Below are 25,238 nucleotides of genomic sequence, written 5' to 3'. Positions count from 1 at the left end.
GTAATCTCTAGCTTTTCGGTAGTCAATTAATCGAAACTGTGGCTGGCATCTGGAAATACACCGGCTTTTACATCATCGATAAATTGTGTCACCGCACTGGGAATATCGCCTGTGACAGTCAGGTAATTCTTGGAAAACTTGGGCATATAGTTGGCGCTAATGCCCAGCATATCGTGCATGACCAGTATTTGACCATCACAATGCACGCCTGCGCCAATACCTATTACCGGTATATTAACCGCTTCGGAAATACGCTTGCCCACTTGTGTCGGCACACATTCGATAACCAACAACTGAGCACCGGCAGACTCTAGCGCTTTCGCTGACTCAACCAGTGCTTGTGCTTTGTCATCATCGCGGCCCTGAACTTTAAAGCCACCAAATACGTTAACTGACTGTGGCGTAAGCCCAATATGCCCACACACGGGTACACCACGTTCTACCAAGCCTTGAATAGTGCCTTGGAGCCATTCACCACCTTCGAGCTTCACCATATTGGCTCCGCTTGCCATTAATTTAGCGGCTTCCTGATACGCTTGCTCAGGAGTCGAGTACGTCATAAATGGCATATCAGCGACAACGAGTGCTCGTTGAGCGCCCGCTCTAACGGAACGAGTGTGATAGGCAATGTCATCTGTTGTGACGGCAAGGGTACTATCCTGACCGTGCAACACCATGCCCAATGAATCACCAATCAAGATGATATCAACCCCCGCGTCATCGAAAAGTTTGGCGAAACTCGCGTCATACGCCGTCAGCGCTGAAATCTTTTCCCCTTGTTGTTTGCTTTTTAGCAAACTGGCAACGGTTACTTTTTTCACGAGTTAGTCTCCTCTACTTCTGATTCATGTCGAATGCGTCGTAAACCCTTAAGTGAACATTCAGTGACCCACATGGCGATTGGCCGCCCGTCGGGCATGACCATGTCGGGCGCTAGTTCAAACAGTGGAACCAACACAAATTCTCGCCCTGCCAAGCCATAATGTGGCACTGTTAGTCGCTTTGTTTGGATAATTTGCTGGTCAAACAACAAAATATCCAAGTCCATTGTACGCGGTCCCCAGCGGTCTTGCTTACGTTCGCGACCAAATGCTTGTTCAATCTGTTGTAATGTGTCGAGCAACGCATCGGCAGTGCACGTGCAGCTGATATGGACAACGGCATTGACGTAATCATCCTGATCTTGAGGACCCATAGGGGCACTTTTGTACAGAGATGATGCCTGCACGAGCGTCACGTCAGGCTGCTGCGAAATAATGTGAATGGCTTCTTTTATTTGCTCTTCAGGCGAACCATATTTTGGATTGGGAATATTACTACCCAAGCCAACAAACACTTGTTCATGCATCGGTATTTTTTGTCCGCGGTTTGCGTCTTTGTTGTTGGCGTCTGCGAGGCTTCTTGGCACCGCTATTAGCCATTTTCTTGCGCCCTTCTGCATCAGCATTCTGGAAATCAGTCCACCATTGAGCGATTTCGTGACTTTGACCACCCTCGATCTGACCTCTTAACAGCATAAAATCATAGGCGGCTCTGAAGCGTGGGTGGGTGAACAAAGTTTGTGCTCGTCTACCAAATCGTTTGGGTAAGCGCCATTGCAACTGCCAAATCTCGCGCATGGTGGTGGTGAATCGTTTCGGGATCATGATCCGTCGAGTTTGAGCGGTCAGCACGTCATTCATGGCGATATTAAATGCGTCATGAGGTTGTAGTCCTGACTCACTCATCAATTTCTGATGGCGTTCTTCTAACGGGTACCACAAAAAGGCTGCCAGCAAGAAGGCTGGTGTTACCCGCAGTTCATTATTGATTCGGTTGTCAGTATTTTTTAGTACTTGCTCAATCAGCTGATATTCACGACTACTTTCATTATGTATGGCTCCCTCCAAGCAGGGAAAGAGCGGATAAAACAGTTTGTATTCAAGCAGCAATTTAAAGGTATCAAACGCTTTCCCAGCTAAAAAGAGCTTTAAATATTCTTCAAACAATCGAGCGGGCGGTATATTGCTTAATAAACCCGACAGGGCAAGGATAGGTTCCCCAGTTCGCTCGGTGATATGCATATCAAGCTTTGCCGCGAATCGCACCGCACGTAACATACGGACCGGATCTTCGCGGTAACGCGTTTCAGGATGACCAATTAATTCAATTTCACGGTTTTTAATGGCACTTACACCGTTGGCAAAATCGGTGACGCTATAGTCGGCTACGCTGTAGTACATAGCGTTTATCGTAAAATCTCTGCGCTGGGCATCCTCATCGATAGTGCCAAATACATTGTCACGCATTAACTGACCGTGCTCAGATTGTTTGCTCAGTTCAGTTTTTTTGTTGTCGGCATCGTGGTGGCCTCGGAACGTTGCAACTTCAATGATCTCTCGCCCAAACACGATATGCGCAAGTCGAAAGCGTCGACCAATCAGGCGACAATTTTTGAACTGTGCTTGCACTTGTTCAGGCGTTGCATTGGTTACAACGTCAAAGTCCTTTGGGTGCTTGCCTAACATGATGTCGCGAATACATCCGCCCACGAGGTATGCCTCGTATCCCGCATTATTTAAGCGGTAGAGCACTTTTAGCGCATTGTCACTGATTTCTTTTCGGGTCACTGGATGATCAGCGCGAGGGATTATCACTGGACGTAAGTCGGCCAAACCGCTGTCGGTGTTCTTGGGGCCTTGGCCAGTGAGCGCATTTTTGACCCGATTTATAACTTTACTGATGATACGCCTTAGCTCCTAGTGGGGGGCTACTCTCATTGGCCGCATATAATAAGCCTGTTAGAGCGATTCGACAATAATTTCGCGTTTTGGCGTGAGGTTATCTATTAAAGCATGTTGTTTTGCCCATTCAAGTGTAGCCGATACACTCGATAGATCGTCTTTTCTTGGCAGCTTAAACCCGAGCAAGGTTAAAACCTGATGCAGGTTACTATTTGCTACTGTGTCATCAATAGCGGGCGCATGGTTTTGTTTACTTAGTTTCGTATTGGGTGCAGTACATAAAACCGGAACATGCATATAGTGTGGTGGGGGCTGTTTCAACGCTCGGTAGAGGGCCAGGTGACTGGGCGTAGTGTCTATGAGATCAGCGCCGCGCACAATATGATTGACACCTTGCCTGATATCGTCGACCACAACCACTAGGTTATAGGCGAACAGGCCGTCTTTTCTTTTCACAATAAAATCATCGAGGCAGTGTGCATCCTCAACGCAAACCTTGCCAAACAGTGAGTCGGTGAACGTGGCAATGTGTTCATTATGACGAAAGCGCAGCGCATTGGGTTTTGCTAGCATTTTTTTCTGGCGACAATGCCCATCATAGACGCCTGAAGAAGTGCGTGTCTTAATTTGTGCGCGAGTGCAATCGCAAGGGTATGTTGCAGTCTCGAGCGTATCGAGTGCTTGTTGGTATTCGGCTAAAAAATCAGTTTGATAGGTTAGCTCACCGTCCCAGTGTAGTCCGTGAGCTTGTAATGTAGCCACAATAGCTTCATCTGCACCCGCTACGCACCGGGGTTGGTCAATATCCTCAATTCTAAGCAACCATCTGCCTTCATGCTGATGAGCATGGAGATAGCTGCACAATGCGGTGGAAAGGGAGCCTAAATGTAAAGGACCGCTTGGTGAAGGAGCAAATCGGCCTACATATTCAGAACGCAGGGTCATGGGAACTCACAAAAAAAGCTGCACAGGTTTCCCAGTGCAGCTTTTTGCAGCAATTCGAGCTGAATACGTAGCATTTTCTTGCCGTATTACCCTTGTAGTTGCTTTTCCTTGATTTCTGCCATCGTCTTACAATCAATGCAAAGATCAGCTGTAGGGCGTGCTTCAAGGCGGCGGATGCCGATTTCTATCCCACAGGAATCACAGAAACCAAAATCGTCATCTTCGATGCGCTTTAGGGTTTTCTCGATTTTCTTAATCAGCTTACGTTCACGGTCACGCGTACGCAGCTCTAAGCTAAACTCTTCTTCCTGTGCGGCTCTGTCAACCGGATCCGGGAAGTTTGCTGCTTCATCTTTCATATGAGTTACTGTGCGATCGACTTCTTCGCGTAGCTGATCACGCCATGCTTTGAGGATCAGACGGAAATGCTCCATCTGCTTCTCATTCATATACTCTTCGCCTTTGCCTTCTTGGTAAGGCTCAAGTCCGGCTAATGCCAATAGACCGAGTGGCTTAATTTCTTTTGTTGTTGGCATATGACACTTCTCCCAGAATCAAATCCATCACATCATCTCACATGACGTTTAGGCAACATGTACGACTGACAATACCCTAAACTCTGCCTCTATTTCCAGCGACTTATTGAAAGATGTAAACGAGACTATGCATCGATCAGACGACAAAACTGTATAGATATTGCGCTGACCGTTTTAAAAACAAGCGGCAAATATGGCGTTGTTATTACAAAAATCAACAATTTTTTCACAAAGCAATAGTGAGCTTTTGATTTATAAAGATTTTTTCTTGTGTAATAGAGCAGAGATAGGCCATGACTTCAAGTCCATTATCCACGGCATGCCGCAGTGCAGAGGCATAAGCAGGGTCAATGTGTTCAGCGACAGTTACTTTTTCAACACCTGTGTGTTGTACACAAAACAATAGAACGCAGCGTTGCGAATCACTGCGTAATGATGCCAGTTCATTGCAGTGTTTTGCGCCGCGCGTTGTGACTGCATCGGGAAAATATCCGGTGTGTTGTTCACACAGAGTGAGTGATTTGACCTCCAACAGGCATTGCTCCGTATTGTTTGTTTGTCTTAACAAAAAATCAAATCGAGATGCTGCGCCGTCAGGTTTGTATTCTGGCCGGACAATATCAAATGCCGCTAGTTCTGGTATAAGCTGATGCTTCAGTGCATGACTGACGATCTTATTGGCACGATTGGTATTGATTCCGATCAGTTCGCCACGCTGGTTTTCCACTAATTCCCAAGTGTATTGCAGTTTTCGTTTAGGATTATTAGCGGGGCTGACCCACACTCGAAAACCAGGCTCTGCGCAACCCGTCATGGCGCCTGTATTGGCACAATGTGCAATAATAGTGTCACCACTATCGAGCAGTATTTCAGCAAAAAAGCGCTTGTAGCGCCTAATCAAGGTACCGGGTAGCAGTTCTGATTCGAAATCCATGGAATCCTGATATAGGTTTGTTACAGTAGCGCGCAAGAATAGCAAAAAGGGCTAATAATGTCGGATTTTAGTTTACGTTTAACTACGCAACCTGCTAGCGGTGCTTGGCGGGAAGACTCCTTGGTATCGTTTGAGCAAACAGGTGCAAACATTCATTTGCTTGACGACGGTCTAAATTTACGTCGAATCCAGAAAGCGGCGCGTTTGCTAGACGCAAACGCCATCACGGCAATCCAGCTTAGTGGTGATTGGCATGCTGAGCAGCAGTGGGCGTTCGCAGTTAGTTTTGTGTCACATAAAGGTAAAACCCAATTATCATTTTGTGAAAACGCAGATAAAGCACTATTAGAACAGCGCCTAAACGCCTTGGTTTTTACACGCGGTTTAGTCAATCAAACACCAGAAGTAATGAGTCCTGTTTATTTGGCAGAGAAGTCGGCGGAATGGTTGACATCTCTTGCACCTGAACAGGTGTCGTCGCGTATCATTCGCGGTGAAGAATTAGAAAAAGAGGGCTGGACCGGTATTTACAACGTAGGGCGTGGCAGTGAACGTGAGCCATGCATGTTAGTGCTTGACTACAACCCGACTGGAGACAGCGAGGCGCCTGTAAAAGCTTGCCTTGTGGGCAAAGGTATTACCTTCGACAGCGGTGGTTACAGCATTAAATCAAGCGAAGGCATGCTTGATATGAAATGTGATATGGGTGGTGCGGCAACCGTTACTGGCGGCTTAGGCTTGGCGATTATGCAAGGATTGCAACAGCGCACTCAGCTTGTTTTATGTTGCGCTGAAAACCTGATCAGCGGCCATGCATACAAATTGGGCGATATTCTGACGTATAAAAATGGCCTAACCGTTGAAATCGTCAATACCGATGCTGAAGGTCGGCTGGTTTTGGCCGACGGTTTAATGGCAGCAACAGAAACGGGAGCATCATTGATAATTGATGCGGCAACCTTAACCGGTGCTGCAGTGGCTGCAGTTGGCAATGAGTACAATGCCTTGTTCACATTGGATGATGAATTACGTAACAATATGTTGGCGTGGGCGAGTGATGAGAATGAACTAACCTGGCCATTGCCACTGCAACTTTGGCACCAAGAAAAGTGTCCATCAAACTTTGCGGATACGGCTAATAGCCGACCAGTAAAAGGCGGCGGAGCAGGCGGCGCATCAAACGCGGCTGGATTTTTATCACGATTCGTCGGCAATGATGGAAAAGGATGGGCACATTTAGATCTAGCGGCAGCTTATAGTGGAACAGCTACCAATATCATGCCAGCAGGCGCTACGGGGCAGGGTATACGAACCATAGCCCGCGCATTACTCGAGTATGGAAAATAAATAATGTGAGGTGGCATTTAACCTGATTGTTAGATGCCGCCAAGTCTTTCAGCTAGTTGTTTGTAGCGCTCAACATCACCTTTATCAAACATTGGCTTGCCATTACCATCTTTGTCTTTGGCGATCAGTAGGCTTTCTCTTTCAAGGCGTTCTACGCGTATTTCTTGCACCCCTAAAAATTCAGCAACTTCGCTTACTGACATCAAACTCATAGTCGGTTCCTTTGGTTAATTTCAACACGATCGTTATTAATGTAAACCGTAAGCGCAATTTTCGCTATAATACTGTGCAAATTTATTGGCAAATCAGGTTATTGCGGAGTCAAAATGGATACGCTTTCTGCAGCGGTTATGTTGTTCCTCATTATGGATCCGCTCGGCAACCTGCCTATTTTCACTTCTGTGCTGAAAGGCATAGACCCAGCTAGACGCCGTATCGTACTGGTTAGAGAGCTGGTAATTGCACTTGTTATCCTGTTTTTATTTTTATTCAGTGGGCAATCGATATTGAATTTCCTCAATGTCGGTCAAGAGACCGTTCGAATAGCGGGTGGTGTTATTTTGTTCTTAATTGGACTCAAAATGATTTTCCCACAACCCGGTGGCGTAACGGGATTAGCGGTTGGCGAAGAGCCTTTTATAGTGCCGTTGGCAGTACCGATGATTGCAGGGCCAAGCACATTGGCAGCCTTGATCTTGCTGAGTAATCAAGATCCTACACGTATGTTGGACTGGTCTTTAGCGCTGTCTGCAGCGTGGCTGGTATCAGCCGGTATATTATTATTTTCTGGTTTGTTCCAAAAATTGTTGGGAGAACGAGGTCTATCAGCGATGGAGAGGCTGATGGGGATGATCCTTATTATGATTGCAATACAGATGTTACTTGACGGAGTCAGTGCCTATATTGCGCATGCTGCGGAGATTAGCGCATGACCCAAGCGGGTAAAAAATTATCGACATTTGCGCAGGTGCGCGCATTACCTAAAATTGCAGCGGTTGGCTTTTGCGCCGCCATGCTAGAACGGCAGGTTCCCAATTTTAGCTTATTTTGCCAGATTGCTGAGGTCGAAGGTGAAGCGCAAATGCAAAAAGCGCTGATGCAAGTATGGTTGGCGTATGAGGCCCAACTTGCGAAGCGTAAAATTTCGACCAATTTTTCGTTGCTAAAAGAGAAAGTTGAAGATATCAGCCCTGATCCCGCGGAGCATGATAATTTTGGTGTGTACCCAGCAATAGATTGTGCGATGTCGATGATTGCCGCGCTGAGTTTACTGAGTGGTGAAGATGAGCAAGGTGCGGTGGCAGTAAGCAAGTTGTCACAAGGTAGTGTTGAGGCGGTCATACTGGCAACCGAAGGTGAGATCGACAATGACCAGATTAAACAGCATCCTTTAATGCAGCGAGAAGTTGCATTCCAGCAAGCGTTGTTAGCGCATTTTAGCGAGGGTTCAGCGTTGCCAGAGGCGGATACCTTACGCCAGCTGGCTCTGGCTGATGCCGCAACCAATATAGGGATCAGCTTAGAAGATTAGCGATGCCACAGGCCGAAAGCCACTTGGTCGGTGGTTTTCTGCTTATCTAACGTAAATCCGAGACTGCTGGGTAATGTGTCCAGCGTCTTTTCACTCTCTATATATAAACAAGTATCGCTGTTAATTAATTGGCGTTGAATGAGCGTATTCAAAACCGGTTCAAGCAATCCCTGATTAAACGGGGGATCAACAAAGATAATATCGAAAGGTGTGTCGCACGTTTTCAAATAGCTCAGAGCATCAGTGTGTAGGATGGTGAGCTGCTCAGTCGATGTTTTAAGTGTGGCCGCATTTTTCTTCAATTGTTCTACAGCTTGCGTGTCTCTTTCAACAAAGGTCACGTGTTGAGCATATCGAGACAGTGCCTCAAATCCTAAACCACCGCTGCCCGCGAATAAGTCTAAACAGTGCGCGTCTCGTACGTCATGCATTAACCAATTGAATAAGGTTTCTTTTGCTCGATCGGTGGTCGGGCGTAGGCCTTGGGCATCCAGCACGGGAAGTTTGCGTCCACGCCACTGGCCTGCAATGATGCGAATATTACCATTGGCTGATGATGATTTGGTTTTGCCGGGTTTTGTGTCTCGCTTCGGACGGCGTGTCAATGTTAAGATATCCGCTAATGATTACTTGATATGTAAGTGTATCCGAAATGAGCGGATACGTTGAGATGGAAGCAGGCCTCAATGTCAAAATTTTTTGATTGGTTTAACAAAGACAAGACTAAACAATCACCCCCCTCTTCAGAGAATACACAGCAAGAGCTCAATTCAGAAGACACAGTAACTGAACAGGCAGGCGCAGAGAACGTAGACAACACGAAAGGCGAGAGTGACGTTCATTCAGCGAGCGTGAATGAAGAACAACACCCAGTTAACACTGAAGAGAAAGCGGTACCGCCACCAGTTGAATCGCCTGTAGACGCGCCTCAAGCCGAGATTGCAGAAGCTCCTGAAGTAAAAGCAGAAGCTCAACCTGAAGCCGAAGCTGCTCCAGTAAACAGCGAACCCGAGCCTCAGGCTAAGCCGAAGTTTTTTGAGCGACTTAAAGCAGGTCTGTCGCGGACAAAACAAAATATCGGTACAGGGTTTGTTGCGCTTTTTAAAGGAAAAGCGATAGATGAAGATCTATACGAAGAACTGGAAACCCAGTTGTTAGTTGCTGATGTTGGAATAGACACAACGAATAAGATCATCGATAAGCTGACAGAAAGTGCCAAGCTGTCACAGTTAAAAGATGGTGATGCCTTGTATACCATGTTGCGTAGTCAAATGAACGACATGCTAGAAGGTGTTAGTGCGCCCCTCGACGTGTCATCAGCCGAAGGCCCCTATGTGATTTTGATGGTTGGGGTCAATGGTGTTGGTAAGACAACGACGATCGGCAAAATGGCAAAGCAATTTCAGCAGCAGGGCAAGCGCGTAATGTTGGCGGCAGGCGATACATTTAGGGCTGCCGCTGTCGAGCAGCTAGAAGTTTGGGGCGAGCGCAACAACATTCCAGTGATTGCACAGCACACTGGGGCAGACAGTGCCTCGGTATTGTTTGATGCGCTGCAAGCCGCAAAAGCACGTAATGTAGATGTATTGATTGCCGATACAGCTGGGCGCTTACAAAACAAAGACAACCTGATGGAAGAGTTGAAGAAGGTTGTGCGTGTTATGCAGAAAATTGATCCCAGTGCACCGCATGAAGTCATGTTAACGGTCGATGCCGGAACCGGTCAAAATGCGATCAGTCAGGCCAAACTGTTTGGCCAGGCGGTAAACGTAAGCGGCATTACATTGACTAAACTCGACGGCACCGCCAAAGGGGGCGTTATCTTTGCGATAGCAGACCAGTTGGGCATTCCCATTCGTTATATTGGTGTCGGTGAAGGGATTGATGACTTGAGACCCTTTGACAGCAATGAATTTATTAGTGCATTGTTTACTGATAACGATAATGCAGACAGCTGAACAGTAAAAGGCCAACTCGATGATCAAATTTGAGCAAGTGAGCAAAACCTACTCGGGGGGACAGCGTGCCCTGCAAAAGGTTAATTTTCACTTGCAGGCGGGCGAAATGGCCTTTTTAACCGGGCATTCAGGCGCGGGTAAAAGTACGCTACTCAAATTGATCAGTATTATGGAGCGCCCCACAGTGGGTAAGATCTTCATTAACGGTCATGATTTAAGCTCGATAACACGTAATCAAATCGCCTATATTCGCCGTGATATTGGCATGATTTTCCAAGATCATAACCTGCTAATGGATCGTACCGTATTTGATAATGTCGGCTTACCGTTGGTGATAGAAGGATACTCTCACAAACAGATCCGCAAGCGAGTGGAGGCCGCACTAGAAATGGTGGGTCTTGCAGATAAAATACGTCAATTACCTATGGCTTTGTCTGGCGGTGAACAGCAACGCGTAGGCATTGCTAGAGCGATTGTGAATAAACCGCCGTTGCTTTTAGCGGATGAGCCAACGGGTAACCTTGATCCCAAGTTGTCGATGGAAATTATTCGTTTATTCGAAGACTTCAATCAAGCGGGCGTATCAGTGTTAATTGCAACTCACGATCTTGGATTAATTGCTCGAATGCGTTACCGCACGCTGACATTAAAGAATGGCCAGATGATCACTGATGGTTTGTCGGAATCGATTACTGAGGGCGTGCTATGAGCCTATTGTTTAATGACAGACCCAGTGGTGCTGTGCAGTCGGCAAAAGTCAATCGTGTTCAATTGTTGTTGATGTTTTTCGTTAACCATATTCGTCAGGCGCTATATAGTTTAGGCGAGCTATGGCGCCAGCCAGTAGCGTCATTGATGACAATTGGTGTTTTAGGCTTGAGCATCACCTTGCCCAGTACCTTGTATATTTTAGTCAGCAATGTCGAGAAAATGAGTGAAGGTTGGCAGCAAGCATCTGAAATATCGTTATTTTTAAAATCAAATGTCACAGAACGCCAGTCTCAGCAATTAGTTACTCGTTTAGGTTTGTGGGAGGAAATTGATGGCGTTACGTTCATTCCCAAAGCTCAGGCACTACAAGAATTTGAACAGCTTTCAGGGCTTGGCGATACGATAGCATATCTGCCTGAAAACCCGATTCCCGATGTTGTATTGGTGACGCCAACAACCAAGCATGCCAGCCCTACGGCTGCTAAGCTGTTACTAGAAAGTCTGTTAAATGAGCGTGAAGTTGATATTGGTAAACTTGATATCGATTGGTTAGAGCGTTTGTACGCGCTGGTGAACGTGGCCAAAGAATTGGTTTCATTTGTGGGCGTCTTACTGTTTTTGGCCGTTGTATTAATCATAGGCAATACCATAAGGCTAAACATACTGAATAAACGCGACGAAATCATTGTGATGAAATTAGTGGGTGCAACGGATGCATTTATCCATCGTCCATTTCTCTACACGGGATTTTGGTACGGCCTATTGGGAGGCTTAATCGCGTGGTTCGCGGTACTAGCCATTTTGTGGTGGATGGATGCCAGCATCACGCGTTTTGCAGAGCTATATCAGAAGCAGTTTTCCATCACGGGACTTGATGGTGGCGCGTTATTAACGATGTTGGCGCTATCTATCTTACTCGGTCTGGTTGGCTCGTTTATATCAGTACAAAGGCACGTGCGGCAAATCGAACCGAGCTAACAAATACGCTTAATAATTGACTTTACGTTGTGGGAAATATGACGACAACGTTTGCCTGACGCCATTGCCCCATACTATTGCTTGGTTGTATAAGCTATGCAGTTCTTTTTGGTCGATCTCTAACTGCTTAGACGCGCGGATCACGTTGAGCCATAAACCACTCTCAAAAGCCCTCACCAAGGTAAAGTAACGACTAAACTCTTCACTTTCACCGAGTATGCCTTGATTCACTTCTTCGGTGAGTGGCAACTGAATGAGTATGTCATTCATGTTTTGATCGAGCAGGGCATCGAGCAGTGAAAACAATCCAATTAAGAAGCCTACCGGTGGGTCCACTTTTAGTCGACGCTTTTGCGAGAGTAAATCAAAGAATTTAGCTCGCACAAGTGACATATGAGTCAGCTCGAGCGGCTTTTCGTCACTCAAGTTGGCCAGCGACAACAGAGCTATGAACTTTTTGATTTCGACCTCACCCATGTAATTAAGAGCGTGTCGAAGCGAGCTGATTTTGTAACGCTTGTTGATCATCGGGTTATTGATAAAGCGTAACAACAAATAAGATAAGGCTGCGTCTCGTTCAATGATTTGATTGATGCGATCAAAATCAAATGCTGGGCTACTACTTTCGCCCATGAGGTCAACAAGCGTTAGCTTACTCGCAGGTAAATCGCGTTGTAAGCGAGCTTCAGGCTGTGCAAAGAAATAGCCTTGGAAAAACTGAAAACCTAAAGACTGTGAACTGGCGAAATCTTCGTAGGTATTGACATGCTCTGCGACTAATTCAAGGTTAGCATCGACTAAGCGCGGAAGTTGGTGCTCAAGGTGCTCAAATCGGTTCACGTTAAGGTCGATTTTGACAATATCGACCAACGGCATAATGTCGGTCTGACGCGTAAGCAACTGCGGGTCGTCCAACGCAATCCTAAAGCCTAAGTTTTTAGCGTGTTTGCAGGCATCAGCCAGCCCAACATCACCACTTGGATCTTGGTTGAGTTCAATGACTACTCGTTCAGGATCCAACTGCTTAGGAATGCCTTGCATTAAGGTCGCGGGATTTAAGCTGATAAATGATTTTTTATCGCCCGATATATCGTCCAAACCAAGCGCATAAAAATGCTCAGCAATATATTGTTGCTTTTTGTCTTCATATTGAGGCAGCGCCCCATTATTTCCGTCACGAAAAATCAGTTCGTATGCGTATACATCCTTTTCTTTGTCCAGGATTGGATGACGGGCAACAAACGCAAACATAATATATTCCTTTAAAACTACTGCGAGGTGGGGTTACTCGTCAAGAGCACTCTGTTTCATTGCTTGACCCCACTTAATGGCCTCATTGTAGAAGCTGTGTATCAAATTCAGTTCGATACCATTCTCTTTCGAAAAGCGCTCTACCGCAGGCCAATTACCAACTTCAAATGCTCGCGCGATATTAACACACTTACGCAGAACATTATCATTTCCGATTAGTGCTTCTTTAACGTTATCGGTCAAGGGGATCTTTTCTACAAGTGATTCCATTGATTGGTCCAATATTGTATCAATCAGGGAGAAAAGGCCTGTCAAAAATCCCATGGGTGGGTTTTCTTGTTCTTTAAGCAAGATTGACACTAACTCACAGAACTTAGCACGCACTAACGACATATGCATCAACTCAATGGGCTTGCCTTCGCTTAAGTTGGCTAATGCTAATAACGCGATGAATTTTTTAACCTCAACCTCACCCATATAGGTGAGAGCATGACGAAGTGATGTAATTTTATTGCGTTTATTAAATAGCGGGTTGTTGATAAATCGCAGCAGCATGAATGAAAGACCAACATCGCGTTGCAGAACTTCATTTACCTTGTCATAGTCAAATTTGGCGCTGGAGCTGACCGACACTAATTCAAGCAAGGAAAGCTTTGATGCACCCATTTGCTTATTTTTGACTATTTCAGGCTTGGCTAAAAAGTAGCCTTGAAAATAGTCGAAGCCCATTTCCGCATATTGCTCAAAGTCTGCTCGTGTTTCGACTTTTTCGGCCACCAATTTAACTTTTGCCGCCAATAATTTGGGCAATGTGGCTTGCACTTGCTCTACTGTAACTTCTTGAATATCTATTTTGACGTAGTGTACAAGGGGTATGAGTGGGTCCCATTTAGGGTCCAAATCATAATCATCAAGGGCGAGTTTGTAACCTAAGTCACGAATGTGTTTTACCGCGTTAACAACGTCTTTTGTGACCTTTACAGTTTCTACAATCTCTATCACGACCAAATCGGCGTCTAGGGACGTAGGAAAACGGTATAGTAGGGTGTCTTGGTGAAAGTTGATGAAAGCCTTTTTATTGCAACTGACTTCTTCTACTCCTAATGACAAGTGATTGCCGGTAAGGATCTTAGACGTTGCTTCATCCGCAGGTATCTCAGGGAAGCAATTTCGCTCGCTATCTCTAAACAAAAGCTCGTATGCAAAGACTTTTTGTTCTCGGTCAAAGATAGGCTGTCGGGCTACATATGCAAACATAACAACTCAATACTCTTGCGTGGACATACTCCACTATATAGTAGAAATTGTAAGGTTATTGGTAAAAAATGAAACTTTTTTATACAAATTCCGGTCTTGATTTAAGCAAAACCGTCATTATATTGATCGGGTTAACAGGGAATCGGAAAAATAATTAACCGAAATCACATTAAAGGTCGTATAAGTAGGTAGTTTTAATACGGTGGCTTTGCTACACTTTTCGGGTATTTATTAGAGGTAACATATGAGTTCAAAAATGCAATCTATGGCATTGTCTGTTCCTCTCAGTGGCAGTATCGAGAGCTACATTCAAGCAGTCAGTGGCATTGATATGCTGACTGCAGAAGAGGAACGTGAGTTGGCAATTCGCTTGCGTGACGAAGAAGATTTAGGGGCTGCGAGAAAGCTAGTCATGTCGCACCTGCGCTTTGTTGTGCATATTGCAAAATCATATTCTGGATATGGCCTTCCGCAAGCGGACCTTATTCAAGAAGGCAATATCGGTTTAATGAAAGCGGTTAAACGTTTCGATCCATCCGTGGGTGTGCGTTTGGTATCTTTTGCTGTTCATTGGATCAAAGCAGAAATTCACGAATTTGTTTTGAAAAACTGGCGCATCGTTAAAGTTGCAACCACTAAAGCACAACGTAAATTGTTCTTTAATTTACGTAAGGCTAAAAAGCGTTTAGGTTGGTTCACTCACGAAGAAGTGCAAAAAGTTGCAGATGAATTGGGTGTAAGCACCAAAGAAGTGTTGCAAATGGAAGCGCGAATGAGCAGCCAAGACACAGCATTCGATTTGTCTGCAGATGATGATGAAAGCGGTAATTTTGCACCAGTGCAATACCTGGAAGATAAATCTGCTGATGTTGAGCAAGACGTTATCGACAGCAACTGGGATCAGCGTGCATCTAAACGATTGTATGCAGCGATTAAAACGCTTGATGCACGTAGCCAAGAAATCATTGAAACGCGCTGGTTGTCAGATGACAAAACCACGTTACAAGACCTGGCTGATAAGTATCAGGTTTCAGCAGAGCGTGTACGCCAAATTGAAAAGAACGCAATGAAAAAATTGCATTCTGCGATGGCAGCGTAATCAACAAAACGATTTGAAAAAGCCGGCAAAAGCCGGCTTTTTTATTGAATGTTCACCCGATACGTTTGTGTAGAACCCTTGTTATCGGTTACGACCATAAACACATCACCGTAGTCTTTTTCAGTCAGTTCTTTCGCCGTACCGCCAAGCCGAGTGACGATATCCGCCACCGTATTGCTGTGACCGACAATGACACAGTCTTGGGATAATTTCCGCATTTGTTCAATCAACGCGTCAGGTTGACGAGGATCGTAGAGATTTATATCGGTATGGATTTTAGTGGCGAGAGGCTCTACAGAGCTTCGTGTACGCACGTAGTCGGTGGAGTATATGCACTGCAAACCCTTATCGGCGAGTAAAACGGCAAGTGTTTGCGCCTGAGCCTGACCAATGTCTGATAGTGGCGGGTTATCGACACCTTGTACTTTCTCAAAGTGACGTAATACATAATAGGTTTGCGCACTGGCTGCAAAACTGAAGCACAGTAAACATAGGCTTAAAATCAATTTCATTAGGTTACATTACCTCTTAGGATATCGTTCAGGTAGGCTTTCAAGCTAGCTATTACGCTAGCTATCAACACTGCTCAACCTTAATTGTCGTGATGACTTGCTTAGCCTTTTGCACGGCCTCTTCTGTCGATTCAGCACGCGCCAGTGCTACCCCCATACGACGCGTTCCACTGACCTGTGGTTTGCCGAAAAGGCGAAGATCTGTGTCTTCAACCATTAGTGCTGATGACAGGTTGCTGTAACGAATATCACTGGATTCACCTGTCACCAGTAATACTGCGGATGCACTTGCGCCATACTGGCGAATATCTGTTATAGGCAAGCCGAGGAATGCCAGGGCATGTAATGCAAATTCAGATAGGGATTGTGAGACTAGTGTGACTAACCCCGTGTCATGTGGTCGAGGTGATACTTCGCTGAAGATAACGTCATCATCTTTAACGAATAGTTCTACACCGAATAAACCTCGACCACCCAATGCGGAGGTCACTTCCGAGGCTATTTGCTGCGCTTGCGCGAGTGCTTGCTCAGACATTTGCTGAGGCTGCCAAGACTCACGGTAATCACCTTGTTCTTGACGATGGCCTATTGGCTGGCAAAAACTTACGCCGCCAATATGCTGCACGGTGAGCAATGTAATTTCATAGTCAAAGTCAATTTGCCCTTCAACGATCACGCGGCCTTTACCAGCACGACCGCCTTTTTGAGCATATGCCCATGCTTGGTCCAATTGACTGGCATCCGTAATGCGCGATTGTCCTTTGCCTGAAGAACTCATAATAGGCTTAATAAAACAAGGATATCCAATGCGTTCTACTGCACTGACAAAATCGTCATAATTGTCAGCAAACGCATAGGTTGAGGTGGGTAGCCCTAAGGTCTCTGCTGCCAGTCGGCGAATACCTTCGCGATTCATTGTGGTGTGCACCGCATTGGCGCTCGGTACGACAGAAAAGCCTTCTGATTCCAACTTTACTAGCTCGCTTGTCGCAATAGCTTCTATTTCAGGCACGATAAAATCAGGTTTCTCTTGTTCGACCACTTCACGTAAACGTGCTGAATCGAGCATAGAGAATACATGGGAGCGGTCCGCGACCTGCATGGCTGGAGCATTGGCATAGCGGTCACAGGCTATGACTTCGCATCCTAAGCGTTGCAGCTCAATAACAACCTCTTTACCTAGTTCACCTGCTCCGAGCAACATAACTCGGGTTGCTGAGCTTGAAAACGGTGTGCCTATATGTGTCATAGTTTATTCAGTCTCTTTTGCTTTAATTGGCAGCACCCAAAACACACCACTGAACTCAGCCACAGCGGTGTCACCATCAAGAATATCAACCTGTAACTTGACTGGGCATTTTTTACCATTAGCCAGTTGGTCAAACTTAGCATTGACCGTCTCAATATTGCAGATAGCGCGCGGTTGCATGGTAATTGGTTTGTGATAATGGATATCGCCATCGCCTAATACGATATCGCCAGCCAATTCTTGTTGTTTCAATTGCAAGTGGATCATTCCCCAGCCAGTAAGCGTAGCAAGGGAGAAGATACTACCGGCAAACATGGTGCCATGAACATTAATGTTTTTGTTGAGAGAAGCTCTCGTTTCTAATGTACGCCCCGAATATTGATAAATCTTAATCCCCATGTGCTCTGAAATGGGTATTGTGTCAGACCAAGTTGACTGTAACTCGGCGCACCATTTGGGGTGCAGCATCAGCACGTTTTTTTCAGTTAATTCTTTTACCATCTGACTGCGTTTGAGTTTGTTTAACTCATTGGGTGCTTGCGCCTCAATGGTATAGCCGCAGGATTCAAAGAAAGCGATGGACGTTTCTCGGCTATTGGTGATTGCGCGTGTCGCTCCGAGTTGTCGTGCAACCGACTCAAGAGCAGACAAGATCATTTGTCCAAGGCCTTTACGGTGATGCTCATTTGAAACCGCAATATGCCGAACTTGTGCTTCTTCTGACGTATTAAGATGAACACGGCCTACAGCCACTATTTCACCTTTGCCATTAACCACCATACGGTGTTCGGCAACGGACTCATATTCATCTTTCTCACTGCCAGGCGGAAAATTCCATGGCTTACGCAAGTATTGCCAGCGGAAGTCAAAATAACGCGCAAAGTCTTCGTCTGTTTCGGGAGTGGCTATTTTATACACGGTGATCCTAAACCCTTGGTGGATTGATTATTAAACCTTATCGGGCAAATAACGGCAAGTTAGCTTGTTAGCCAGAATGTCACGGGACCATCATTGGTTAACGACACTTGCATATCTGCGGCGTAGATCCCTGTGTCGACGTTAGGATGCAATTCACGAGCTTGAGCTACAAAGTGTTCGTACAGCTGCTTGCCAACCTCCGGCGAAGCGCCACGAGAAAAGCCAGGGCGTGTGCCTTTTCGCGTATCGGCAACCAGTGTGAATTGAGAAACAACCAGTAGTTCCCCCTTAACCTGCTGCAAATTCAGATTCATGCGTCCGTTGTCATCAGCGAACACTCGATAACTCAACACTTTATTCAGCAGTTTCTCCGCATTTACTTGTGTATCGTCTTTTTCAACGCCCAGTAGCAATAATAGACCCGGCCCAATTTGGCCAACGGTTTGCGAGTCAACACTGACGCTAGCGTGACTGACGCGCTGAATAAGCCCTATCATGATAGCGTACTCAAATATTTGTAAAAATCATCGGTGGCTTGACGTAAAGCACTGGCTATGGCCGGCTCTGAAGTACTATGGCCTGCTTCTGGAACAAACCGTAATTCACTGTTTTTCCAGTGATTGTGCAATGCAAAAGCAGCTTCACCTTTACAGATCATGTCGTAACGTCCATGAATGATAGTGCCTGGAATGTCGGCAATACAGTGTACATTGTCCATGATATAGTTCTCCGGTATAAAGCAACCGTTCTTAAGGTAGTGGCATTCCAGCAAAGCAAGACTTTTGACTTGATGGAAATGCTGATGAGCATACGCACTGGTATAAGAAACAACGAGTTTAGATAGTCTCTCTTCCCAGCTATACCAGGCTTGTAGTGCATGCGCCTGAGTGACTTCATCCGCTTCAGTGAAAATGCTGTAATACCGATCACAGATTGCCTTACTTGAAGTCTCAAACTCTACCGTCCTAGCAAAATCTTGATACGCCTCAGGAAATATACTTGCCGCACCGCCATCAGGGCTTAAAAACCAGTCAGTATCCTGCTCTCGCGCTAAAAATGTACCTCGTAGTATCAATCCCATAATGTGGGCTGAATATCGAATGGCGTAAACCAGAGCTAGTGTGGAGCCCCATGAACCCCCAAATACTAACCATGATGAAATGCCTAAATATTGGCGAATTTGCTCAATATCCGCAATCAAATGGTCCGTTGTGTTTGCGTGTAGATCAGCAAAGGGGGTGCTTTGCCCACAACCACGCTGGTCAAATCCAATGATGTGATAATGCTCAGGATTAAAAAAGCGCCGATAACCTTCATTCAGCCCTGCACCAGGCCCCCCGTGGATGAACAGGACTGGGACGCCTTTAGCATTGCCGCTAAGTTCTAAGTGGATTTTGTGGCCATCACCTACATCTAATTGAGTGGTTTGGTATGGCGTTAGTTCGGGATACAGATTTGGCATTCTTTTTGTATTATTCCACTTGTAGTCGAACGGGTGTTCGCCTATGTTAAGGACACTTCGATTGCAAATTCAACAGTTATGGAGAAGAAATATGTCAGGACAAGGTTCAGGTGGTAATGTCATTGCGGCGATTTGTAGCTTTTTTATTCCGGGTCTAGGCCAGTTGGTACAAGGCCGGGTGCTAAAAGCGCTTATGTTCTTTTTAGTGACTGGCGTATGTTATGCGTTAGCTGCAACGGTTATTTTTATTTTCTTGTGGCCAGTAGGCGCAATTTTTCACTTGTGGGCAATTATTGATGCCGCAAAATTTCGAGCCGAGTAACGGTACTTCACAATGAAAAAATTGATCAAAATGGTCAGTATTCTGGCAGTCATGAGCTTCATGACTGCCTGTCAAACTGCTTATTATGCTGCGTGGGAAAAGCTGGGCGTAGAGAAGCGGGATATTCTGGTAGACCGAGTAGAAGATGCACGAGAGAGCCAAGAAGAAGCGCAACAGCAGTTTTCGTCAGCACTAGAGCAATTCAGTACGTTGATTAACTTCGACGGCGGCGAGTTGCAGCGTGTGTACGAGCAACTAAGCGACGAATATGAGTCGAGTAAACAAGCAGCTGACGATGTGGCAGCCAGAATTGACAGCGTAGAAAACGTTGCTGAAGCCTTGTTTGACGAATGGCAGGAAGAGTTGGGTAATTACTCTAATGCGAATTTACGCAGAGACAGCGAGCGCCAGTTGAAAGATACGCAACGCCGCTACCAAACGTTAATCAAAGCTATGCGTAAGGTAGAGCGCAGTATGGAGCCCGTATTGGCCTCATTGCAGGATAACGTGCTGTACCTTAAACATAATTTAAATGCCAATGCGATCGGCGCCTTGCAAGGTGAATTAAACACAATTCGTAAGGACGTTGGGCGTTTAATTGGTGAAATGAATGCGGCTATTGAACAATCTAACGCATTTATCCAGTCCTTAAACGGCTAACCTCATCATTGAAAAGTGCAGGCAATAAGTCTGCACTTGCTTCCTTTACAAATAATTTACAATTGCTGACGTATTCATTGCGTTGACTTCTTTACACTTGTACCAGCTAATTCCTTATGTTAAATCAGCGTGGTATGAGTATGAACAGAACAATAAGTGCAGTTATAATTGGCTCAGTGCTATTCATTGCAGTAGGTTGTGGCGGTGGTGACAGCGTGGCTCAATCACCTGAAGTTTTAGAACCTGTGATTGCACCACCCACTAACGATCCGGTCGAGACAGAGCAGCCACCGAGTGAAAATGAGTTCAGCAATCTACGCTTGCCTGAAACGCCCTTTAACTACGCCGATATTACGTTGCCAGAGCATTATCAAGTTAATCAATTCTCCGCTCAATTTCCGTTTCAGCGAGCCGCTATTGACTTTAATAACACCCCAACAGACAACCCTATTACCAATAGTGGAGCAACGCTTGGGAGAGTACTGTTTTATGATAAAACCTTAAGTGCAAATGGGACTGTTGCTTGCGCTTCCTGTCACTTGCAGTCTCAAGGGTTTGCCGATCCCAAAATTCTCAGTATCGGTTTTGACGGTGAAGCAACACGCCGTCATTCCATGGGGCTGGCGAATGCCGTGTTTTATGCCAGTGGGCGGTTTTTTTGGGATGAGCGTGCAAGTTCGCTAGAGGAACAGGTGCTGATACCCTTTCAAGACCCCGCTGAAATGGGGCTGGTATTGGCTGAGCTAGAAGAGTTGGTATCGCTACAGCCGTATTACCCTATTCTATTTGAGAATGCTTTTGGTGATTCGGTGATATCAACCAATAGAATTGCGATGGCACTGTCACAGTTTGTGCGCAGCATGGTTAGCACAACGTCAAAGTACGATCTTGCGCGCAGTGAGGTTAATTCGCCCACGGAGCCATTTCCCGCATTCTCTGAACAGGAAAATGAAGGCAAAGATTTATTTTTTCTACCGCGCCAGTTAGACAATGGTGATCGCGTTGTGTGTGCCAGTTGTCATGTCAGTGAAGCCTTTGTTGGTCCAATCCCCAATGGGCCGCAAGGAAGCTCTAATGCAACCGTTAATGGCATTGACCAAGTGTCTATCGATGACTTAGGGGTCTATGAAGCCACAGGCAATCAGGCGGATATTGGCAAGTTTAAGGCTCCTTCGCTTAAAAATATTGGGGTGACAGCGCCTTATATGCATAATGGTCGATTCCCTACGCTCAGTGCTGTAGTCGACCATTACAGTTCTGGAGTTCAAGCACACCAAAATTTAAGCCGACCGCTGATTGGTTCTAATGGACTTCCGATTCAGTTTAACTTCTCACAGGAAGAGAAGGATGCATTGGTGGCATTTCTACACACACTGACTGACGAGCAAATGCTTCAAGACGAAAAATTCAGTGACCCGTTTATTGAATAAGCATAGATGCGTAGTTAATTTACTCTTGAGCGCTACCCAAATTGAGATAGCGCTAGAGGTTACTCATCGGTGGTTATTTTTCTGGGCTCTTCCGTGACTTGTTGCTCGAAGGTTTCGGCTACCGAACAGGTGAACTCAGCGCCTAGCAATACTACGATCCAAGACAAGTAGACCCACACGAATAAAATCGGAATGACTGCAAGTGCACCATAAATCAATTCATACGATGGGAAACTTGTGACGTAAATCGAAAATCCTTTTTTGCTTAATTCAAATAAGAGCGTGGACAGTATCGCACCGCTTAAAGCGTGCACAAAACGAACTCTACGATTGGGTACTAGCATAAACAAAATAAGGTAAGCAGCAATCGACGTGAGGCTGGGTACTAATGTTAGAAAAAACGTACCTAGCCCAGGCGTATATTCTTCAGCAAAGGCAGCTAAGCCAATTAAGTAGGAACTGACCACCACGCTAGAGCCGATGAGTAATGGCCCCAACGTAATGACCATCCAATAAATGGCGAATGTATAAATTAGTGGGCGATCGCTGGGGGTGCGCCAGATGGCGTTTAGGGTTTTATCGACATTGGAAATCAACAGTAATGCAACGACCAGTAAAGACAATATGCCGATTGCGCCCATCTGTGAGGCATTGCCCACAAATTCACCGATGTAATTCTGTACCACGTCACCGGAGGCGGGTACGAAATTATTGAAAATAAAGTCTTCTATCTTTTTTCGAGCATGACCAAACGCTGGAAACGCTGACATGAGTGTAAAGAACACCATGATAAAGGGGACCAGTGATAACAGCGATACATACGCCAGGTGGCCCGCCGAGACCGTGATCTTGTCATCTTTGCAGCGGCGCAAAAATGTCATACCCAAAGCAGTTACAATCGGTTTCCATTTTTGCCATTGCGTTTGTAGCTCAGCCATACCCATCCAGTTTGAATCCGCGTTTGTGCACGGTGTTGTTTATTAAGCTATTTTTGTCTAAGTCCGAGCATATGGCAAATTGCATAACTTAATTCACTGCGATTCAGTGTGTAGAAATGAAAATGCTTAACTCCTTCTTTAGCCAAAACCTTCACCATGTCCATGGCTATATTGGCACCGAGCAAATTCCGCGTCGTTTGGTCGCTTTCATCCAAGCCGTCAAAGTGCTTATGTAGCCACGCGGGCACATGTACGTTAGTCATTGCTGCGAAACGCAACAACGTTTGGTAGTTCGTAACCGGTAATATGCCCGGTACGATATCTAAATCAATTCCTGCTGCAGCCGCTCTATCACGGAATCGCAAGAACACTTCGGTATCAAAGAAAAACTGAGTGATCGCTTCACTCGCGCCTGCTTCGTTTTTGCGTTTCAGGTTGAGTAAATCGAACTGAGCGTTTGGTGCTTCAGGGTGTTTCTCCGGATAAGCTGCCACTGAAATATCAAAGTCGGCGACATCTTTGAGCAACTTAACCAGATCTGACGCATATAGCTTTGGCTTGCCGCCGTTGGGTGGCAAATCACCGCGTAGCGCAACAATGCGCCGGATCCCATTGTCCCAGTAGTCTTTGGCAATTGCTTTGAGCTCTTCTTCTGTAGCATCAATACAGGTTAAGTGAGGTACCGCAGGTACACCGGTTTGATGCTGAATTTGCTTCACGATGTCATGGGTACGATCACGTTCACCGCTGTTAGCACCATAAGTTACCGACATGTAAGCAGGATTCAAAGGGGATAGACGTTCGATCGATTTCCAAAGCGTTTTTTCCATTTGCTCGGTCTTCGGCGGAAAAAATTCAAAAGAAACAGCAATATCATTTAGTTCGGCTAACGACTGATTTAATGCGTCGATGCCTTGAGCATAAGAGACCATAATAGAAAAACTTTGCAAATAGACGTTTAGACGTCTAAATTAAATGGAATAGTGAAGTGAGTCAAGCATTCTTATTTGCTTTATTGCATCTAATGCTTGATTGACCTTTGTGAGATTGCGGTTAGAATTTCCTCCGCTAAAAATTATAAATAACTAAAGGCTGGCCAATGGCAGAGTGGAACGGCAAATATATCCATCCCTACGCAGAGCATGGGAAGAAAAGTGAGCAGGTTAAAAAGGTCACGGTTTCGATCCCGATTAATGTGCTCAAAGTTCTGACTGATGAGCGAACGCGCCGTCAGATCAACAATTTGCGTCATGCAACAAATTCAGAGTTGTTATGTGAAGCGTTTTTGCATGCATTTACTGGGCAACCATTGCCAGATGATGATGATTTGCGCAAAGATAATCCTCACCGCATACCGTCTGCTGCGCGGAAAATAATGCGAGAAATGGGGATGAATGAAGATGATATTGAGGCGTTGGAAGAAACGCCGGAAGAGTAAGTTGTATGAGGCCAAATGGCCTCGTTTCCATACACGTACCTAACGTGTTGAATTATTCGCAACACAGTTTTTGCCTAACTGTTTGGCTTGATACAAAATATTATCAGCGCGATGCAGCGCATCTTCATGCGAAGTATCGCTCCTTTCCAACGTCGTCGCGCCAATACTGACCGATACAGCGACAACATTATTGGCCAAGGTGGCTACTTTCTGCTCAAAAGCGAGACGCAATCGCTCAGCAAATTGAATGGCTTGCTCGTATATTGTGTTGGGCAACACAATCACAAACTCATCACCACCAAACCGACATGCAATATCGGTTTGGCGCAATTCGGCTTTACATGTCTCAGCTAATGCCAAAATCATTTGGTCACCCATTTTATGCCCTAAGTTGTCATTGAGTTGTTTGAGGTTATCGAGATCGAGCATTAATAAAGAGGTAGGGGTGTCATAGCGTTTAAAGTTAGCAAAATGCATTGACATATCTCGCTCAAGTTTACGCCGATTATACAAGCCGGTAAGCTGATCGGTTTCGCTGAGGTGGCGTAAGCTTTCTTCTAATTGATGCCGTGCTGATATGTTGCTTGCTACCCATAAGACTACGGGTTCGTCATCGATGTTAAACTTGAGTGACTGCAACCGTCCTTCAAACCAAATCGGATCAGATGGCCCAACATCAGGAAGGCCTTTAACGTCTTTATCACTCAATTCGTATTCAACGATGTGCATTGCAACGGATGTCAGTGCTATTTGAATCTGAGATACAAACCAATCTGCTTTCTCTTGATTGAGAACGTCATGAATCTTCTGGCCAACAAGCGAAGAACCGTCATGATAGTAACGGCTGTCTCTTCCGCCGAAAACTGCGATGTATTTGCCACTAGCTGAAAGTAGAAATGCCGGATCTGGTAAAGCGTCTAGAAGCGACTTTAATTGTTCAATATTCATGTTGATACAATTCACCTAATCGACTGCACATTGAACAAAAAACGCCTACTGAGATCAGTAAGCGTTTGTTTGAAAGGCAAGTAACTGAGCG

At 45.5% G+C, this 25,238-nt stretch carries 29 protein-coding genes; 11 read left to right on the top strand and 18 right to left on the bottom strand.

Annotation, left to right across the window (positions count from 1 at the left end; genetic code table 11):
- Positions 1 to 26 precede the first annotated feature (26 nt).
- The 6 genes from panB to sfsA all read right to left on the bottom strand — a co-directional run bounded on the left by panB (position 27) and on the right by sfsA (position 5,138).
- A complete protein-coding gene (panB, locus tag CSH93_RS15970) occupies positions 27 to 821 on the bottom strand; it encodes a 3-methyl-2-oxobutanoate hydroxymethyltransferase (RefSeq protein ID WP_100644364.1) in 795 nt (264 codons plus the stop codon).
- A complete protein-coding gene (gene folK, locus CSH93_RS15965; RefSeq protein WP_100644363.1) occupies positions 818 to 1,348 on the bottom strand; it encodes a 2-amino-4-hydroxy-6-hydroxymethyldihydropteridine diphosphokinase in 531 nt (176 codons plus the stop codon). Before folK ends, panB begins: the two co-directional genes overlap by 4 nt.
- Positions 1,341 to 2,630, bottom strand: coding sequence for a polynucleotide adenylyltransferase PcnB (gene pcnB, locus CSH93_RS15960; protein WP_100644398.1), 1,290 nt, complete (start codon positions 2,628 to 2,630; stop codon positions 1,341 to 1,343). The genes folK and pcnB overlap by 8 nt, the downstream gene beginning before the upstream one ends.
- A 150-nt stretch (positions 2,631 to 2,780) precedes the next feature.
- Positions 2,781 to 3,668, bottom strand: coding sequence for a tRNA glutamyl-Q(34) synthetase GluQRS (gene gluQRS / locus CSH93_RS15955; RefSeq protein ID WP_100644362.1), 888 nt, complete (start codon positions 3,666 to 3,668; stop codon positions 2,781 to 2,783).
- Positions 3,669 to 3,754: 86 nt separating this feature from the next.
- Positions 3,755 to 4,204, bottom strand: coding sequence for an RNA polymerase-binding protein DksA (gene dksA / locus CSH93_RS15950; RefSeq protein WP_100644361.1), 450 nt, complete (start codon positions 4,202 to 4,204; stop codon positions 3,755 to 3,757).
- Between the two features lie 226 nt (positions 4,205 to 4,430).
- Positions 4,431 to 5,138: a DNA/RNA nuclease SfsA gene (gene sfsA / locus CSH93_RS15945; protein WP_100644360.1), complete on the bottom strand. Its 708-nt coding sequence runs from the start codon at positions 5,136 to 5,138 to the stop codon at positions 4,431 to 4,433.
- Between the two features lie 57 nt (positions 5,139 to 5,195).
- Between sfsA and pepB the strand changes: the two genes are divergently transcribed.
- Positions 5,196 to 6,485: an aminopeptidase PepB gene (gene pepB, locus CSH93_RS15940; protein ID WP_100644359.1), complete on the top strand. Its 1,290-nt coding sequence runs from the start codon at positions 5,196 to 5,198 to the stop codon at positions 6,483 to 6,485.
- Between the two features lie 29 nt (positions 6,486 to 6,514).
- On the opposite strand, the gene CSH93_RS15935 is transcribed toward pepB, so the two are convergent.
- Positions 6,515 to 6,697: a MerR family transcriptional regulator gene (locus tag CSH93_RS15935; protein WP_100644358.1), complete on the bottom strand. Its 183-nt coding sequence runs from the start codon at positions 6,695 to 6,697 to the stop codon at positions 6,515 to 6,517.
- A 114-nt stretch (positions 6,698 to 6,811) separates the two neighbouring features.
- Between CSH93_RS15935 and CSH93_RS15930 the strand changes: the two genes are divergently transcribed.
- Entirely contained in the window at positions 6,812 to 7,417 is a 606-nt protein-coding gene (locus tag CSH93_RS15930; RefSeq protein ID WP_100644357.1) for a YhgN family NAAT transporter, read from the top strand.
- Complete coding sequence (locus CSH93_RS15925; protein WP_100644356.1) at positions 7,414 to 8,016, top strand: DUF416 family protein; 603 nt, start codon at positions 7,414 to 7,416, stop codon at positions 8,014 to 8,016. Before CSH93_RS15930 ends, CSH93_RS15925 begins: the two co-directional genes overlap by 4 nt.
- Here the strand turns inward: CSH93_RS15925 and rsmD are convergent.
- The gene (gene rsmD, locus CSH93_RS15920) at positions 8,013 to 8,621 is read right to left on the bottom strand and encodes a 16S rRNA (guanine(966)-N(2))-methyltransferase RsmD (protein WP_100644355.1); all 609 of its coding nucleotides are present in this window, start codon (positions 8,619 to 8,621) and stop codon (positions 8,013 to 8,015) included. The two genes, CSH93_RS15925 and rsmD, sit on opposite strands and share 4 nt — an antisense overlap.
- Before the next feature lie 81 nt (positions 8,622 to 8,702).
- On the opposite strand from rsmD, the gene ftsY reads away from it, so the two are divergent.
- Genes ftsY through ftsX form a run of 3 tightly spaced genes read left to right on the top strand, consistent with a single transcriptional unit; the run spans position 8,703 to position 11,663 of the window.
- Complete coding sequence (gene ftsY, locus CSH93_RS15915) at positions 8,703 to 9,974, top strand: signal recognition particle-docking protein FtsY (RefSeq protein WP_100644354.1); 1,272 nt, start codon at positions 8,703 to 8,705, stop codon at positions 9,972 to 9,974.
- A gap of 19 nt (positions 9,975 to 9,993) precedes the next feature.
- Positions 9,994 to 10,683, top strand: a complete 690-nt coding sequence (gene ftsE / locus CSH93_RS15910; RefSeq protein WP_100644353.1) for a cell division ATP-binding protein FtsE — start codon at positions 9,994 to 9,996, stop codon at positions 10,681 to 10,683.
- Positions 10,680 to 11,663 (top strand): permease-like cell division protein FtsX, encoded by a 984-nt coding sequence (ftsX, locus tag CSH93_RS15905; protein WP_100644352.1) that lies wholly within the window; start codon positions 10,680 to 10,682, stop codon positions 11,661 to 11,663. Before ftsE ends, ftsX begins: the two co-directional genes overlap by 4 nt.
- A 9-nt stretch (positions 11,664 to 11,672) precedes the next feature.
- On the opposite strand, the gene CSH93_RS15900 is transcribed toward ftsX, so the two are convergent.
- Positions 11,673 to 12,914, bottom strand: coding sequence for an EAL and HDOD domain-containing protein (locus CSH93_RS15900; protein ID WP_100644351.1), 1,242 nt, complete (start codon positions 12,912 to 12,914; stop codon positions 11,673 to 11,675).
- Positions 12,915 to 12,947: 33 nt separating this feature from the next.
- The gene (locus CSH93_RS15895; protein ID WP_100644350.1) at positions 12,948 to 14,171 is read right to left on the bottom strand and encodes an EAL and HDOD domain-containing protein; all 1,224 of its coding nucleotides are present in this window, start codon (positions 14,169 to 14,171) and stop codon (positions 12,948 to 12,950) included.
- A gap of 244 nt (positions 14,172 to 14,415) precedes the next feature.
- Between CSH93_RS15895 and rpoH the strand changes: the two genes are divergently transcribed.
- Entirely contained in the window at positions 14,416 to 15,270 is an 855-nt protein-coding gene (rpoH, locus tag CSH93_RS15890) for an RNA polymerase sigma factor RpoH (RefSeq protein ID WP_100644349.1), read from the top strand.
- A 41-nt stretch (positions 15,271 to 15,311) separates the two neighbouring features.
- Here rpoH and CSH93_RS15885 read toward each other — a convergent pair whose 3' ends face one another.
- The 5 genes from CSH93_RS15885 to pip form a co-directional block, all read right to left on the bottom strand.
- Complete coding sequence (locus CSH93_RS15885) at positions 15,312 to 15,782, bottom strand: SixA phosphatase family protein (RefSeq protein ID WP_100644348.1); 471 nt, start codon at positions 15,780 to 15,782, stop codon at positions 15,312 to 15,314.
- 64 nt (positions 15,783 to 15,846) lie between these two features.
- The gene (purT, locus tag CSH93_RS15880) at positions 15,847 to 17,031 is read right to left on the bottom strand and encodes a formate-dependent phosphoribosylglycinamide formyltransferase (RefSeq protein ID WP_100644347.1); all 1,185 of its coding nucleotides are present in this window, start codon (positions 17,029 to 17,031) and stop codon (positions 15,847 to 15,849) included.
- Positions 17,032 to 17,034: 3 nt separating this feature from the next.
- A complete protein-coding gene (locus tag CSH93_RS15875) occupies positions 17,035 to 17,949 on the bottom strand; it encodes a bifunctional GNAT family N-acetyltransferase/hotdog fold thioesterase (protein ID WP_100644346.1) in 915 nt (304 codons plus the stop codon).
- Between the two features lie 59 nt (positions 17,950 to 18,008).
- Complete coding sequence (dtd, locus tag CSH93_RS15870) at positions 18,009 to 18,446, bottom strand: D-aminoacyl-tRNA deacylase (RefSeq protein WP_100644345.1); 438 nt, start codon at positions 18,444 to 18,446, stop codon at positions 18,009 to 18,011.
- A complete protein-coding gene (gene pip, locus CSH93_RS15865) occupies positions 18,443 to 19,411 on the bottom strand; it encodes a prolyl aminopeptidase (protein WP_100644344.1) in 969 nt (322 codons plus the stop codon). Before pip ends, dtd begins: the two co-directional genes overlap by 4 nt.
- 91 nt (positions 19,412 to 19,502) lie before the next feature.
- Here pip and CSH93_RS15860 point away from each other — a divergent pair, with 91 nt between their 5' ends.
- The 3 genes from CSH93_RS15860 to CSH93_RS15850 all read left to right on the top strand — a co-directional run bounded on the left by CSH93_RS15860 (position 19,503) and on the right by CSH93_RS15850 (position 21,823).
- Positions 19,503 to 19,733, top strand: coding sequence for a hypothetical protein (locus CSH93_RS15860; RefSeq protein ID WP_100644343.1), 231 nt, complete (start codon positions 19,503 to 19,505; stop codon positions 19,731 to 19,733).
- A gap of 12 nt (positions 19,734 to 19,745) precedes the next feature.
- Positions 19,746 to 20,393 (top strand): DUF2959 domain-containing protein, encoded by a 648-nt coding sequence (locus CSH93_RS15855; RefSeq protein ID WP_100644342.1) that lies wholly within the window; start codon positions 19,746 to 19,748, stop codon positions 20,391 to 20,393.
- Positions 20,394 to 20,533: 140 nt separating this feature from the next.
- Positions 20,534 to 21,823, top strand: coding sequence for a cytochrome-c peroxidase (locus CSH93_RS15850; RefSeq protein ID WP_100644397.1), 1,290 nt, complete (start codon positions 20,534 to 20,536; stop codon positions 21,821 to 21,823).
- 59 nt (positions 21,824 to 21,882) lie between these two features.
- Here CSH93_RS15850 and CSH93_RS15845 read toward each other — a convergent pair whose 3' ends face one another.
- Both CSH93_RS15845 and metF read right to left on the bottom strand, forming a co-directional pair.
- Positions 21,883 to 22,767: a virulence factor BrkB family protein gene (locus tag CSH93_RS15845; protein WP_100644341.1), complete on the bottom strand. Its 885-nt coding sequence runs from the start codon at positions 22,765 to 22,767 to the stop codon at positions 21,883 to 21,885.
- Positions 22,768 to 22,808: 41 nt separating this feature from the next.
- Entirely contained in the window at positions 22,809 to 23,693 is an 885-nt protein-coding gene (gene metF, locus CSH93_RS15840) for a methylenetetrahydrofolate reductase (protein WP_100644340.1), read from the bottom strand.
- 167 nt (positions 23,694 to 23,860) lie between these two features.
- On the opposite strand from metF, the gene metJ reads away from it, so the two are divergent.
- Complete coding sequence (metJ, locus tag CSH93_RS15835) at positions 23,861 to 24,199, top strand: met regulon transcriptional regulator MetJ (protein WP_100644339.1); 339 nt, start codon at positions 23,861 to 23,863, stop codon at positions 24,197 to 24,199.
- A gap of 39 nt (positions 24,200 to 24,238) precedes the next feature.
- On the opposite strand, the gene CSH93_RS15830 is transcribed toward metJ, so the two are convergent.
- A complete protein-coding gene (locus CSH93_RS15830) occupies positions 24,239 to 25,147 on the bottom strand; it encodes a GGDEF domain-containing protein (RefSeq protein ID WP_100644338.1) in 909 nt (302 codons plus the stop codon).
- Positions 25,148 to 25,238 lie beyond the last annotated feature (91 nt).

The organism is Neoalteromonas facilis, from assembly GCF_002807665.1.
Lineage (GTDB): Bacteria > Pseudomonadota > Gammaproteobacteria > Enterobacterales > Alteromonadaceae > Alteromonas_E > Alteromonas_E facilis.
This window is presented reverse-complemented; position numbering and strand designations above follow the sequence as displayed.